Genomic DNA, 13,123 nt, shown 5'->3' with positions numbered 1-13,123 from the left:
GCCCATGGGAATCAGCGAAGAAGAAAATATCCGCCGACTCAGCCAAGAGAAGAACGCCATTGGCAATATGGCGAAATGGATAGCGATTGTTTCTGCCTGCTATTTTGTCTTGATGGTGTTTTATGGCCATCCCGTCGGCGTATTGACCATGTCCGGCGCGATCTGTCTGGTGGCGACTACCACCTGGCTGAAAAAACGTCGCAAGGTAAAAACCTACCGCCGAACGCTGGCTGAGATCGCGTCTGAGGATACGCCGCAATAACCTACAGTCATCCCGGCCAACCTTTGCTCCTGGTCAGCATGCGGTCTGGGGTGCACCGCCAAATTTTTTCATCTTTTCCATCATCGATGTAGCCAACGCGTCCGATGACGCCAGGTCGAGTTACCCCTGCGTGCGCAAACCCCGCCGTTGCACAGCAACGCCTACTGCCGTTGTGCGGCCGTGGTATCGAACGAAGGCCATGCAATGCCGCCGCAGTTGATGCGCTGCGGCGGTATGGTATCTCGGGTGAACGCCGGCGAAATCGGGCTGACAGAAGGGCTAAATGAAGGAGTCGTCGTCGTTGAAGCCGTCATCGTCGGCGAAATCAGAGAAATCGTCGCTTTGGTAATCGGCATCCTGCAGGCCGGTGTTGCCCTGATTAAGAAAACTGCCGTCGCTGTTATTGAAGGTATCAAGATTGTTTGCAGTATCAATATTATCCATCGCATTATCCTGCGGGGGTTCATTGATTATGTTCACTATCTCTTCCGGCTGAGAGTGGCGGAACATGCCGGTCAGCATATCGGCCAGCACCACGCCACCGGCCACGCCGGCCGCGGTTTGCAGCGCCCCGCCGAGGAAACTGCCGGCGCGTGACGGCGCCTGCGGTTGGGCATATGGCTGCTGCGGTGCATAGCTGCCCTGAGCCGGGCTGTTCCAGCCGTTATTGGCGGGCTGTTGAGTCTGGTACGGTTCGCGCGCGGTAGCAGCCTGCCGGTTACCGCCGCCAAACAGGCCGGCAAGAAAACCGCCGCTGCTCTGTTGGCTCGGGGCGTTTTGCTGGCGTTGCGCGAGCTGGCTTTCCAAATCCTTGACCCGCTGATCCAGCTGTTTTAGCGCTGCTTCCTGAATGATCATCGCCTGCGCCATATAGTAAGGTGCGGAAGGCTGTTGACGGATGTGCTGGTTAATTTGCTGCTCAGCCTGAATATCCCGTTGGCTCGTCTGAGTCTCGGCTTGCTTTAAGCGGCTGAACAGACCATCAATAAGGCGTTGTTCTTCAGATTGCATAGGATCCTCTCAATAGGGTTTTGCCTTACCACCCTAGCGCGATTGCTCAAGCCAATAAATACGCCATAGGTAAACCTGTCTGCGAATTTGTTACCAATTACGGCAACGGCAGCAACATGACCAGTTTCAGCACGTTGTTCTCAGCCGGGTTAAAGGTAACCTGCTGATAATGCAAGCGGCCTTGCTGAGGGTGTTCAAATAGCCGCTCCCCGCCCTCACGCGCCATTACGTCATGCTGCTGCCACCAATGGTTGAAGTCGTCGCTGTTGCGCGTCATGTTGCGCACGAAGGCGCGCATCGGATCGGTAGCCTGATGGTGGCTGGTTTCGGCACGAAATTCCGCTACCACCCGGCGCGCACGATGGTGCCAATCACTGACCAGCGTTTTCGCCAACGGGTGGAAAAACATAAAGTGCAGCAGATTAGGGGTTTTGGCCTGGCCTAGCCAGCCGGAGAACAGCACTTGTGCGGGTTGGTTCCATGCCAGCACGTTCCAGGTGATATCCAGCAGATAACAGGGCACGCTGACCTGATGCACGCTGTGCAATACGGCGTCGTTGATACGGTCTTGCTGGCGTTCCTGTTCCGGGTCGGCCACCCGTGCCAGCGTAAACAGATAATGGCGTTCGGCATGGCCGAGCTTCAGCGCCTTGGCGATACGCGCCAGCGTATACGGTGATATCGAGACGTCTCGCCCCTGCTCAATCCAGGTATACCAGGTGGCGCTGATACCACTGACCTGCGCCAGCTCTTCCCGCCGCAGGCCGCTGGTACGGCGACGCGGACCGCTGGGTAAACCAATCATCTCTGGCGTGACGCGCTCACGGTGGTTGCGCAAGAACGCGCCAAGGGCCTTTGGTCCGGACAAATCATCAGATTGCATAGGCTGGTACCTGCTGATACTAGGATAATTGCACATATTGTACCCGTATATGGTGCTGATTATAGTAGCCGAAAGCCATCCGGCATAGGCGTGAGCCGCACAATAACCAAGGAGTCACTATGAGCAATCACAACAGTCACCAAAATGCGGTCGATCGCCAGTTTGGTGAACAGGCCAATGCCTATCTGACCAGCACGGTACACGCGCAGGGCAAGGACTTGCAGCGTCTGAGCGCATTACTGGCCGAGCATCCGCAGGCCCGGCTGCTGGATCTGGGGTGCGGCGCTGGCCACGCCAGCTTTACCGCCGCCGCGCAGGTGGCGCAGGTGGTGGCCTATGATTTGTCGGCACAAATGCTGGAGGTGGTCACACGCGTCGCCGACGAAAAGGGATTGCAAAACGTACAGGTGCAGCAGGGCGTGGCGGAGACGCTGCCGTTTGCCGATGCCAGTTTTGAACTGGCGATCAGCCGTTATTCAGCTCACCACTGGCATGATGTAGGACAGGCGCTGCGTGAAGTAAAACGAGTGCTGAAACCGGGCGGTACGGCGATTTTCATGGATGTGGTTTCACCGGGTCATCCACTGCTGGATATTTATCTGCAAACGGTGGAAGCGCTGCGCGATACGTCGCACGTACATAATTACGCACCGGGGGAGTGGCTGAGTCTGTTGACCGAGGCCGGACTGGTGATTGAGGCCGCAACCGCCGATCGGCTGGAGTTGGCATTTGACAGCTGGGTGGCGCGCATGCGTACGCCACAGCACTTTGTCACCGCCATTCGCGCCTACCAGCAAAGCGTTTCCGAGGAGGTTAAACGGCATTTTGCCATTCAGCAGGATGGCACCTTTACCTGTGACATCATGATGCTGGTCGCCAGGAAAGCGTAATCGCTGCCAAACTCAGGGCAACCGTCAGGGTTGCCCTGCAATAACAACCGCGTGCCGGTTACTTTTTCTCTTCCAGCAGGCAACGGTAAATCAGGCCGCCAATCACGCCGCCGATCAACGGCACCAGCCAGAACACCCACAGCTGTTGCAATGCCCAGGTGCCCTGGAAGATGGCGACGCCGGTGCTGCGTGCCGGGTTAACCGAGGTATTGGTCACCGGAATACTGATCAGGTGGATCAGCGTCAGAGCCAGACCAATCGCCAGAGGCGCAAAGCCGGCGGGAGCGCGATTATCCGTGGCGCCATGAATGACAATCAGGAAGAAGGCGGTCAGCACCAATTCAATCACGATGGCGGCCTGCAGAGAGTAGCCGCCCGGTGAATGCTCACCGTAACCGTTGGAGGCAAAACCGCCGCCGGTAACATCAAAGCCGGCCTTGCCGCTGGCAACCAGATAAAGTACCGCGGCTGCGGCAATACCGCCAATGACCTGGGCAATAACATACGGAATAACGTCTTTTGCCGGGAAGCGGCCGCCGGCAAATAAACCGACGGTAACGGCCGGGTTAAAATGCCCGCCGGAAATATGCCCTACGGCATACGCCATGGTTACCACGGTAAGACCGAAAGCGAGAGCGACACCGGCAAAACCAATGCCCAACTCAGGAAAAGCTGCGGCTAATACTGCACTACCACAACCACCAAACACCAACCAAAATGTGCCAAAAAATTCGGCAAAAAGTCGCTTTGACATAGACTCCATCCTACTGGATAAACTAACGGGCGTTAGCACTAAAAACTATAGAACACCTTTTTTATTTATTGCAGGTATCTTGATAACTTTCTTAGTGCACCTGTGATTAGGGCGGTTATTAAATCCCTATCGCCTTATTTTGTCCATGTGAAATGCGTTATTTTTACAACCTGGCGGCTAATTGCGCTATTTTTTAGCAATCGGATCGGAATATTGCGTACCTGTCGGATTTAAAATGAGCGTTTGAAAAATGAGAAGGGCGGAAAATTAAAAATGCCAGATGATTTTACCGTTCGATATTTAACACTTAATTGATCAATTCTATTTGCCATTGATTTGTTTTCAGTTATTTCAGTAGATTAAGCAACGCTGTCATCAAAATGTCATTACTGATAATTACCCTGACAGCCGGCCGATCTTTCCCATTACCGAGCTTAACTATCATGAGAAGAAAAACGCTTTCCCTGTTGTTGTCTGCGCTGTTCCCGCTGGCTGCCGGAGCGGCAGAGGTTGAGGTTGCGCGTTACGTCGTCAGTTTTCCCGCTGGCGAGCGCGTCAGTTACTCAGGAGCATTTGCCAGCAACTTTCCGCAGGGGCTGCCGGTTGGCGTGGGTTCCGGGCTGGTATTCAACGGCAAGCAGGGTAATGTGCTGCAATTGACCACCGTCACCGATCGTGGCCCGAACGCCGATGCGCCGACGGTTGGCGAGCAGGAAGCAAAAATCTTTGCCACGCCGCAGTTTACGCCGTTATTGATGGATATCCGCATCAGCGACGGTCAGGCGGTTGCCGGCAATGCACGCCCGTTGCATGACGGCCAGGGGCCAATCGTCGGATTGCCGTTGCCGGCGGGACTGATCGGCTCAACCAACGAGATAGCGCTGAACGACCGGTTGCAGACGCTGCCGAGCGACAAGCGCGGGCTGGATACCGAAGGCATCACGCCGGATGGTAACGGCGGCTATTGGCTATGTGACGAATACGGCCCGTTCCTAATCCACGTCGACAGTAAAGGCAAGATTTTGGCCAAGTACGGCCCGCAGCCGCAACGGGGCGAGCGGGCGATAGCCGCGGGACTGCCGAATATCATTAAATGGCGTCAGCCGAACCGCGGTTTCGAAGGCATAACGCGTCTGCCGGACGGCCGAATTCTGGCGGCGGTACAAAGCACCCTCGACGTCGACGGCAAAACCAAAAACAAGGCGCAGTTCACCCGTCTGGTGAGCTTTGATCCGGCTAGCGGCAAGACCGCGCAATATGGCTACCCGATTGATATCGATAGCTATAAAAAAGCCAAAGACGCCAAGATTGGCGATATCGTGGCGCTAGATAACCAGCATATTTTGCTCATCGAGCAGGGTAGCGACAAAAACAAGCAGATGATCAACAAGATATATCTGGTGGATTTACGTCAGGCCAGCGATTTGACGCCGTTCGACGGCCAGGGCAAGGCGCTGGAATATGATGATGCCAAAGCGCTGGCCAGGCGCGGCGTGCAGTTAGCCCAGAAACGCGAAGTGGCCGATCTGCGCAAGCTGGGCTGGCAGCAGGAAAAAGTGGAAGGTCTGGCGCTGATCGACCATCGGACGCTGGCGGTGATCAATGACAATGACTTCGGCTTGCAGGCCAGGCTGGTGGATGCACAACCGAAGGCCGACAAGGTAGGCGATTACCAACTGAATGCGCAGGGCGGGCTGACGCTGGACGGCAAGACGGTACTGACGCGTATCGAACTGTTGCCGCTGGAAAAACCGCAGTCGTTGAGCGAACTGTGGATACTGACGCTGCCACAGCCGTTGATCTAGCCGCTCGGCAGTAACAGGCCTCGGGGTTGGGGCCTGTTTTCATCACCAGCGGACCAGAGCGCCAGGCGTGCGTCGGCGAGAAACGTTTTCCCAGATGGCGAACTACAGTAACGGGACTTACAGCGCACCTGACGACGTCAGGTGTGGGCGAGTTGCATGATGGTCAAGTACGGATCGGATAGCATGTCGGAAAATGAAACCCTAGCACCTTGACCATTTCGTTCGCGCAGCAGGTTGGGGGCATAACTATCCCTGTTGAATGATAACCGCCAAAACAGGACGGCTCAGATTCTGCTGCCCGGAGAACAATCCTGGTGCGGCACAATAAACGGTATCGACAGACATGCTGCTGTTATTTAAATAAAATATTTCTATCGACTCGCGTTAATCTTCGGCGGTAATTACCAGATCATAATCACACGTACTTTCTCCTTATTTTACTCACAATGATTGATGTTCTTTACGTTGCATGACGCCCGTTTTCACTGCTTGGCCAATAATTAACAACGTGATGTTAACAATAACCAACAATACTCGGAGTCCGTCATGAAACTTTATCCTTACATCGCAGCCGCCGTTATGGCAATCGCTTCATTTTCTTCCCTGGCCGCCACGCAGGTGGGTAACGATCGGGCTGCCAAACTGCAAAGCATCGGCGTGGTTTCGGTTTCCGGCGTTGCCGGTTCCCCGGACGATGCCGTCAGTGCGCTGAAATCAAAAGCTACGGAACAGGGCGCCTCGTATTACCGTATTATCGGTTTGGATAACCCTGGAGATTCCAGCAGCTGGCGCGGTAATGCCGTTATTTACCGTTAACCGTATCGAGAATAAAAGCATGGTCGCCAATAAGGCGGCCATTTTTATTGCCGTTGCATTTTTTTACAACTGTGTCTGCCGCTTTCGGAATTATGTTAACGATCTGGTTGGTATTTATGCGCACATTGGGAGACCCTAACGCAGGAGTCCCCAATGATAAACGCGACACGGTTACAACTGAAAAACCACTTTGCCTATCTACAGCAGTTTGTGGCAGCACCACGCACCGTTGGCACGTTGGCGCCGTCTTCTCCCTGGCTTTGCCAGGCGATGCTGAACCAGATTGAATGGACCCGGGCGTTGACCATTGCAGAATTGGGCGCGGCTGATGGCGTATTGACCAAACGTATTCTCGGGCGCATACGCGCCGATGCCGACGTGGATGCCTATGAAATTCAGCCCAACTTTGTGCACCAACTGCGACAGATCGACGCGCCGCGTCTGCGGGTGATGGCGCAATCGGCGGAGCGGTTGGAGCGCGATTATGACGTTATTTTTTCCTGCCTGCCGCTATTGTCGATGCCGCTTAAAGTCAGCATGCGCATCTTGCAGCAGTCGCAGGAACGGCTGCGAACCCGCGATGGTACGCTGGTGTTGTTCCAGTACAGCCATTTGTCGGAAAAATTGCTGTCGCGTTATTTTCGCTGGAAGAAGCTGCGGGTGGTGCGTAACTTCCCACCTGCGCTGGTCTATGTCTGCACCCCTCGCTAGAGGCGCTTTTCCATTACCACCACCTGGTCGCCGTACCGTTGACGGCGTTCAATGGTGCGCCAGCCCCAGGCGGCGTACAGCGCTTCGGATGTATCGGTGATCAGGTGCAATAGCGGATGGCCATCCCGTTGCGCCAAATCAATCACCGCCTGCTCAAGCCGCCGGGCGATGCCCTGTCGGCGGTGATCGGGATGCACGAACACCCCGGCCAGCCACGGCGTGAGATCGCGGCGGTGGTGGTCGTCGCTCGGCCACAGACTGGCCATGGCCAGCGGGCGCTGCTCGTCGATCGCCATTAGCGTAAAATGATCTGCGCTGGGCTGGCTGCACAAAGCGAAGCGCTGGCGCGCGCCTTCCAACGAGCCGCCGCGTTGACAGCCCCATTGACCAAAAGCCCAGGCGGCGCAAACATCGGCATACTGCGGGTAGTCACTGAGTAATACGATTCGTTGGCTCATCTTTCCTCCGCGAGTCATTCATCGCCATTTAGCCGTTTTTTAGCGCGCCGCGCGACCGATTTTTTTACTTTATAAAGCGCATTTTCCCCGCGTTATCGCCGTATTGCGGCTAAAACGGGGAAATTACGCTGTTTCACTGCTCAGAACCCTATTGTGATTGAATACGATAATGAGAGTGATTATCATGCGCAAACCTTTTGCCGTTTTGTTGCCTCCATGCGTAAATTCCCCGCTCTACTGCTATTTTCTCTGTTTTTTGCCGTGTTTTCGCTCCAGGCAAAGATGGTCACCGACATGCTTGGCCGCACGGTGGCGGTGCCGGACAACCCGCAGCGCATTGTACTGGGGGAAAGCCGCATGCTGTATACGCTGGCGCTGCTGGAGCCTGGCAATCCGGCGCAGCGCATCGTCGGCTGGCCGCAGGATCTGGCGCGCTATGATGCGCAAAGCTGGCAGATTTACAGCCAGGCATTCCCGCAAATCAAGAGCATACCGGTCATCGGCGCGGGCAATTTCCGCCAGATAAACGCCGAAAACCTGATCCCGCTACGGCCGGATCTGGTGATTCTGGCGCGCTATGCGCGTGAAGACGGCGATCGGCAGTCGCTGGTCAATGCGTTAAGCAAGGCGGGGATCCCGGTCATCTATGTCGATCTGCGTATCGACCTGTTGCACAACACGGTGCCGAGCGTGCGCCTGCTGGGTGAAGTGCTGAATCGGCAACGGCGCGCCGCGGACTTCATCGCCTTTTATCAACAGCATATGGCGCTGGTGCACGACCGGCTGGCGGCCTATCACGGTAGGAAACCCAAAGTGATGCTGCACCTGCACCTTGGCCGGCGTGAAACCTGCTGCACGACGGCCGCTCATGGCAATCTGGGGGATTTGGTGACCTTTGCCGGCGGCGACAATATTGCCAACGCCAGCATCAAGGGGGTTTATGGCGAACTGAACCCGGAAACCGCGTTGACCGCCAACCCTGACGTCTATATCGCCACCGGCATGGCCGGGGCGCAGGGCAAACGCTATTCCGACCTGCTGCTTGGGCCGCAGATTGCCCAGCGGCAGGCCGATGACAGTTTCCGCCGGCTGATCGCTCAACAGCCGCTGCTGGCCCAGCTCGGCGCGGTAAAAAACCTGCGAGCCTGGAGCATCTGGCACAATTTCTATCTCAGCCCCTACCATGTGGTGGCGGTTGAAATGTTCGCCAAGGCGTTTTATCCGGATCTGTTTGCCGACATCAACCCGCAGCAGACCTTCCAGCAGCTGTATCAGCAATTCTTGCCAATACCATTTTCAGGGACCTATTGGAGTCAGTTAGCTAATGAATAATAACAAGCACATTCGCCGTATTAATACGAAGCGAATGATGTGGAGCGCCTGCGTTCTACCGCTGGCGGCCGGCGTCAGCGTCGCCGGTGCGGCTGAAACCGCCGCCGACAAGCAGGAAAATATCGTGGTGGTCGGCACCCGCCCGGTTAACGGCGTTGAAAGCTATCAGCCGCTGAGCAGCGTGACCGGCACCCGCAGCGAAACCAGCCTGCTCAACGTGCCGCAGGCGGTGGACGTGGTGCCAAAGCAGGTGCTGGTCGATCAGGCGGTCGGCAGTCTGGATGAGGCATTGTACAACGTCAGCGGCATTACCCAGAGCAACACGCTGGGCGGTACCCAGGACGCGGTGATGAAGCGCGGCTTTGGTGATAACCGCGACGGCTCAGTCTTGCGCGACGGAGTGCGATCGATTCAGGCGCGCAATTTCACGCCAACCACCGAACGGGTCGAAGTGCTCAAGGGGCCGGCTTCCATGCTGTACGGCATGGGCGAGCCTGGCGGGATGATCAATATGATCGGCAAAAAACCGCAGTTGCAGCAACACACTCACGTTGAGGGCTGGGGCAGCAGTTTTCACGGCGGCGGCGGGCAATTGGACCTGACCGGGCCGCTCGGTACTTCCGGTTTTGCCTACCGCATGATTGTCGATCACGACGAAACGGACTACTGGCGCAACTTTGGCCGTAATCGCCAGACGGTGATTGCACCGTCGTTGATGTGGTACGGCGAAAATACCACCGTGCGGTTGGCATATGAGCATATGGAATATCTGACGCCGTTCGATCGGGGCACCATTATCGATTCGCGCACCGGCAAGCCGGTGAACACCCCGCGTGACCGTCGCTTTGATGAAAGCTATAACGCCACGCGCGGCGATCAGGACAGCGTCACCCTGCAAATCGAGCAGGTGCTGAACGAGCGCTGGAAAAGCGCTTTCACGTATGCCTATAACCGCAACAGCTACAGCGATAATCAGGCGCGAGCCACCGCGCTGAACCCGGACACCGGTGCGTTGACGCGCCAGGCCGACGCCACCGCCGATGCGGTCAGCCATGCCAATGCGTTGCAATTGACCCTGAACGGTGACGTAGACTGGGGCCGTGTCAATCACCAATTGCTGTTCGGCTTTGATTTTGAAGACAGTCGCACCTATCGTGGCGATATGATCCGCGGCAGCAAGAGCAGCGATTTCAATATTTATAATCCGGTTTATGGCCAAATGCCGGCGTCCACCGCCGTCAGCGCCAAGGACAGCGATCAACGCGAAAATCTCACCAGTTATGGCTGGTTCATGCAGGATTCCATCCAACTGACCGACAAATGGCTGGTGATGGGCGGGCTGCGTTACGACAGCTTCGACGTCTTCGCCGGCAAAGGGCGGCCGTTTGTCACCAATACCGACAGTTCGGACAGCAAGCTGGTGCCGCGTGGCGGTGTGGTCTACAAGGTGACGCCGTACCTGTCGTTATATGGCAGCTATACCGAGTCGTTCAAACCCAACTCCTCTATTGCCACGCAGATTGGCTCTCTGCCGCCGGAGCAGGGCAAAGCCTGGGAAGTGGGCAGCAAGGTCGAGTTGCCCAATGGCATTACCGGAACGCTGGCGCTGTTCGACATCACCAAACGCAACGTGATGGTCAGCGAACTGGTGGACGGTGAAACCGTGACCCGCACCGCCGGGCGCGTGCGCTCACAGGGCGTGGAGCTGGACGTGGCCGGCAATATCAGCGAAAACCTCAGCGTGATCGGTTCGTATGCCTATACCGATGCGCGGGTGGTGGACGATCCGGACAACAAAGGCAAGGAAATGACCAACGTGGCACGCCATACCGCCTCGCTGTTCATGACGCAGAACCTGGGCTCTCCGGGGTTGTACAGCGGCGATGCGGTGCGTATCGGCGCTGGCGCGCGCTACGTTGGCCGTCGGCCAGGCAATGCAGCCAACAGCTTCTATCTTGATCATTACACCGTGGCTGACGCGTTTGCGGCCTATACCATGCCGGTGAACGGCTATCGGGTGAAATGGCAACTCAACGTCAAGAACCTGTTTGATAAAACCTATTATCCTTCCAGCGGTGGCGACCTGCGCATCGCCGTGGGGGAGCCACGCGAAGTAGTACTGCGTGCCAGCGTCGATTTTTAAACCCGGTCCCCGGCCATTGCCGCGACCGGTTTCTGCCACGGGATAAATCTGGTTAAATAGCCGGCCGCAGCGTTAAAGGAGCTTCCATGAGCCTGAACATACGACTCGCGCAGTCGTCAGATATCGCGCAACTGATCGCCGTTGAACGCTCGGCGGCCACGCTGTTTCGCCAATTGCCGCAGTGGGCGTTTATTGCCGACGCCGAAGGCATGCCGGCGGAGCGGCACGCCGAGTTTATTGCTCGCCAGCATCATTGGCTGGCGCAGGACGGCACGCAGATCGTGGGATTTATCGCCGTCCAGCCGCATGACGCCAGCTGGCATATTGCCGAATTATCGGTGGCTGCGGCACATCAGCGGCGTGGGATAGGGCGCCAGTTGCTGGCTCATCTGATCGACCAGGCGCGGCTGGCAGGGGTGATGCAACTGACGCTGACCACCTTCCGTAGCGTGCCATGGAACGCGCCATATTACCGTTCTCTAGGTTTTGAGATGCTGGCGACGCGTGAGCTATCCGAGGCGTTGCGCAGACAGATGGCGGATGAGGCCGAGCACGGCTTACCGCTTGGCAGTCGTTGTGCCATGAAATTTACACTATCGTAAAGATTGCAATACATGACGTTGGCGGTATGATGCAGCAACAACGCCAGCGCGCCAATGATACGCCCCGGCGTGGGCGTGTAACAGATGCAATCAACGTCACCGGACAAGGGATACCCATAATGACACAAACCATTTTCATGGTAGGCGCTCGCGGAGCCGGTAAAACCACCGTTGGCCGGGCGCTGGCGCAGGCGCTGGGTTTTGGTTTCATCGATACCGATCTGTTTATGCAGCAGGCTGCGCAGATGAGCGTGGCGGAAATGGTCGAACAGGAAGGCTGGCTGGGCTTTCGCCGTCGTGAAACCCTCGCGTTGCAGGATGTCACTCAACCGTCAACTATTGTTGCCACGGGTGGCGGGGCGATCCTGGCGGAAGAAAACCGCCGCTTTATGCAGCAGCATGGCACGGTGATCTATCTGCGCTCCCCTGCCAGAGTACTGGCGCAGCGGCTGGAGGAATCTCCTGACGACACCCAGCGACCGACCTTGACCGGCCGGCCGATTGCCGAAGAAATGTTGGAGGTGCTGGCGGCACGCGAAGCGCTGTACCAGGACGCGGCGCATCACGTGCTCGATGGCACTGGCGATCCACAACAGGTGGTAGCGCAAATCCTCGGCGTACTGCAACGAGAAACGGTTAAGTAACCTCCCTGGGGGCTCAACGAAAGTACATACCTGGCGTTACGCCGAAGCGTTGGCGAAACGCCGCGATGTAAGCGCTGACGTTGTCATAGCCGACACCGGCGGCTACCGCAGCAATCGGTTCGCCGCGCGACAGGGCTTCCAATGAACGAATCACCCGCGCCTGCTGCCGCCAGCGGGCAAAACCGATGCCGGTCTGCGTGATAAACAGGCGGCTCAAATTGCGCACGCTCAGCCCGGCCCAACTGGCCCATTCATCCTGCCGGCGCGTATTGGCCGGATCGGCAAGCAGCGCTCGAGCGATTTTTTGCAGCCGCGCATCCTGCGGTAACGGCAATTGCAGCGCCTCCTGACCATCCCCCTGCATTTCATCAAACAGTACCTGCAACATGCGCCGCTGTGCGCCGGTCAGCGCAGAGACCGGGAAGCAGGCGATACGCTCTACCAGTGCCTGTGCCAGGGTACTGGCCCGCGTCAGCTGTGGCCGTGGCGGCAATCTGCTGCACAGCGCAGCCGGCAGATAAAGGCTCCAGCCTTCCACGTTGCCGCAGGCTTGCGCCTGATGTTGGCACAGCGGCGGCAGCCAGCCGATACTGCCGCTGGTCATCGCCCATTGCTGCCGTTCGGTTTCCATCGCCATCATGCCTCGGGTCAGCAGGTAAATTTGCCCGTGCGGATGCTGATGCCACGCCGTCAGGTGGCGTTTGGGGTGCAGTAAACGTTCGCTGTGTAATTGCATTATTTTGGCCGTTTAACGTTAAATTTAGTCCGGATGTGGTTATTCTGCCAGCTGCCAACGCAGTTATGATCGCTGT

Annotated in this window: 14 protein-coding genes; 9 read left to right on the top strand and 5 right to left on the bottom strand. The window is 56.9% G+C overall.

All coding sequences use genetic code 11. The features are described from left to right. Positions 1 to 4 precede the first annotated feature (4 nt). Positions 5 to 262: an ABC transporter ATP-binding protein gene (locus tag NYE85_RS22160; protein ID WP_259006852.1), complete on the top strand. Its 258-nt coding sequence runs from the start codon at positions 5 to 7 to the stop codon at positions 260 to 262. A gap of 279 nt (positions 263 to 541) precedes the next feature. Here the strand turns inward: NYE85_RS22160 and NYE85_RS22155 are convergent, their stop codons facing one another. Together NYE85_RS22155 and NYE85_RS22150 are read right to left on the bottom strand one after the other, a co-directional pair. Further along, complete coding sequence (locus NYE85_RS22155) at positions 542 to 1,273, bottom strand: DUF2076 domain-containing protein (RefSeq protein ID WP_259006851.1); 732 nt, start codon at positions 1,271 to 1,273, stop codon at positions 542 to 544. Positions 1,274 to 1,370: 97 nt separating this feature from the next. Further along, a complete protein-coding gene (locus NYE85_RS22150) occupies positions 1,371 to 2,156 on the bottom strand; it encodes a helix-turn-helix transcriptional regulator (RefSeq protein ID WP_259006850.1) in 786 nt (261 codons plus the stop codon). Positions 2,157 to 2,275: 119 nt separating this feature from the next. Here NYE85_RS22150 and NYE85_RS22145 point away from each other — a divergent pair, with 119 nt between their 5' ends. Continuing rightward, entirely contained in the window at positions 2,276 to 3,046 is a 771-nt protein-coding gene (locus NYE85_RS22145; protein WP_259006849.1) for a class I SAM-dependent methyltransferase, read from the top strand. A 58-nt stretch (positions 3,047 to 3,104) separates the two neighbouring features. On the opposite strand, the gene aqpZ is transcribed toward NYE85_RS22145, so the two are convergent. Further along, on the bottom strand, positions 3,105 to 3,800 hold the full coding sequence (aqpZ, locus tag NYE85_RS22140; protein WP_259006848.1) for an aquaporin Z: 696 nt from the start codon (positions 3,798 to 3,800) through the stop codon (positions 3,105 to 3,107). A 443-nt stretch (positions 3,801 to 4,243) separates the two neighbouring features. Here aqpZ and NYE85_RS22135 point away from each other — a divergent pair, with 443 nt between their 5' ends. From NYE85_RS22135 to NYE85_RS22125, 3 genes are all read left to right on the top strand, one after another. Next, positions 4,244 to 5,605: an esterase-like activity of phytase family protein gene (locus NYE85_RS22135; RefSeq protein WP_259006847.1), complete on the top strand. Its 1,362-nt coding sequence runs from the start codon at positions 4,244 to 4,246 to the stop codon at positions 5,603 to 5,605. A gap of 546 nt (positions 5,606 to 6,151) precedes the next feature. After that, positions 6,152 to 6,421, top strand: a complete 270-nt coding sequence (locus NYE85_RS22130; protein ID WP_259006846.1) for a DUF1471 domain-containing protein — start codon at positions 6,152 to 6,154, stop codon at positions 6,419 to 6,421. Positions 6,422 to 6,574: 153 nt separating this feature from the next. Next, positions 6,575 to 7,132 (top strand): class I SAM-dependent methyltransferase, encoded by a 558-nt coding sequence (locus NYE85_RS22125; protein WP_259006845.1) that lies wholly within the window; start codon positions 6,575 to 6,577, stop codon positions 7,130 to 7,132. Here the strand turns inward: NYE85_RS22125 and NYE85_RS22120 are convergent. Continuing rightward, positions 7,129 to 7,590, bottom strand: a complete 462-nt coding sequence (locus tag NYE85_RS22120) for a GNAT family N-acetyltransferase (RefSeq protein WP_259006844.1) — start codon at positions 7,588 to 7,590, stop codon at positions 7,129 to 7,131. The genes NYE85_RS22125 and NYE85_RS22120 overlap by 4 nt on opposite strands. 216 nt (positions 7,591 to 7,806) lie before the next feature. Here NYE85_RS22120 and NYE85_RS22115 point away from each other — a divergent pair, with 216 nt between their 5' ends. The 4 genes from NYE85_RS22115 (at position 7,807) to aroL (ending at position 12,311) form a co-directional block, all read left to right on the top strand. Then, complete coding sequence (locus tag NYE85_RS22115; RefSeq protein ID WP_259007015.1) at positions 7,807 to 8,922, top strand: ABC transporter substrate-binding protein; 1,116 nt, start codon at positions 7,807 to 7,809, stop codon at positions 8,920 to 8,922. Beyond that, entirely contained in the window at positions 8,915 to 11,065 is a 2,151-nt protein-coding gene (locus tag NYE85_RS22110) for a TonB-dependent siderophore receptor (protein WP_259006843.1), read from the top strand. Before NYE85_RS22115 ends, NYE85_RS22110 begins: the two co-directional genes overlap by 8 nt. A gap of 86 nt (positions 11,066 to 11,151) precedes the next feature. Then, positions 11,152 to 11,667 (top strand): GNAT family N-acetyltransferase, encoded by a 516-nt coding sequence (locus NYE85_RS22105; RefSeq protein WP_259006842.1) that lies wholly within the window; start codon positions 11,152 to 11,154, stop codon positions 11,665 to 11,667. 119 nt (positions 11,668 to 11,786) lie between these two features. Beyond that, on the top strand, positions 11,787 to 12,311 hold the full coding sequence (gene aroL / locus NYE85_RS22100) for a shikimate kinase AroL (RefSeq protein WP_259006841.1): 525 nt from the start codon (positions 11,787 to 11,789) through the stop codon (positions 12,309 to 12,311). Positions 12,312 to 12,324: 13 nt separating this feature from the next. On the opposite strand, the gene NYE85_RS22095 is transcribed toward aroL, so the two are convergent. Next, on the bottom strand, positions 12,325 to 13,050 hold the full coding sequence (locus tag NYE85_RS22095) for a helix-turn-helix domain-containing protein (RefSeq protein WP_259007014.1): 726 nt from the start codon (positions 13,048 to 13,050) through the stop codon (positions 12,325 to 12,327). Between the last annotated feature and the right edge of the window lie 73 nt (positions 13,051 to 13,123).

Source organism: Serratia sp. AKBS12, assembly GCF_024793895.1.
GTDB lineage: Bacteria > Pseudomonadota > Gammaproteobacteria > Enterobacterales > Enterobacteriaceae > Serratia_F.
The sequence above is the reverse complement of the archived record's forward strand: the minus strand, read 5'-3'. Positions and strand labels throughout refer to the sequence as shown.

Coding starts and splice junctions, on each gene's coding strand:
- NYE85_RS22160 (WP_259006852.1), top strand. CDS start 5: ATGGGAATCAGCGAAGAAGAAAATATCCGCCGACTCAGCCAAGAGAAG.
- NYE85_RS22155 (WP_259006851.1), bottom strand. CDS start 1,273: ATGCAATCTGAAGAACAACGCCTTATTGATGGTCTGTTCAGCCGCTTA.
- NYE85_RS22150 (WP_259006850.1), bottom strand. CDS start 2,156: ATGCAATCTGATGATTTGTCCGGACCAAAGGCCCTTGGCGCGTTCTTG.
- NYE85_RS22145 (WP_259006849.1), top strand. CDS start 2,276: ATGAGCAATCACAACAGTCACCAAAATGCGGTCGATCGCCAGTTTGGT.
- aqpZ (WP_259006848.1), bottom strand. CDS start 3,800: ATGTCAAAGCGACTTTTTGCCGAATTTTTTGGCACATTTTGGTTGGTG.
- NYE85_RS22135 (WP_259006847.1), top strand. CDS start 4,244: ATGAGAAGAAAAACGCTTTCCCTGTTGTTGTCTGCGCTGTTCCCGCTG.
- NYE85_RS22130 (WP_259006846.1), top strand. CDS start 6,152: ATGAAACTTTATCCTTACATCGCAGCCGCCGTTATGGCAATCGCTTCA.
- NYE85_RS22125 (WP_259006845.1), top strand. CDS start 6,575: ATGATAAACGCGACACGGTTACAACTGAAAAACCACTTTGCCTATCTA.
- NYE85_RS22120 (WP_259006844.1), bottom strand. CDS start 7,590: ATGAGCCAACGAATCGTATTACTCAGTGACTACCCGCAGTATGCCGAT.
- NYE85_RS22115 (WP_259007015.1), top strand. CDS start 7,807: ATGCGTAAATTCCCCGCTCTACTGCTATTTTCTCTGTTTTTTGCCGTG.
- NYE85_RS22110 (WP_259006843.1), top strand. CDS start 8,915: ATGAATAATAACAAGCACATTCGCCGTATTAATACGAAGCGAATGATG.
- NYE85_RS22105 (WP_259006842.1), top strand. CDS start 11,152: ATGAGCCTGAACATACGACTCGCGCAGTCGTCAGATATCGCGCAACTG.
- aroL (WP_259006841.1), top strand. CDS start 11,787: ATGACACAAACCATTTTCATGGTAGGCGCTCGCGGAGCCGGTAAAACC.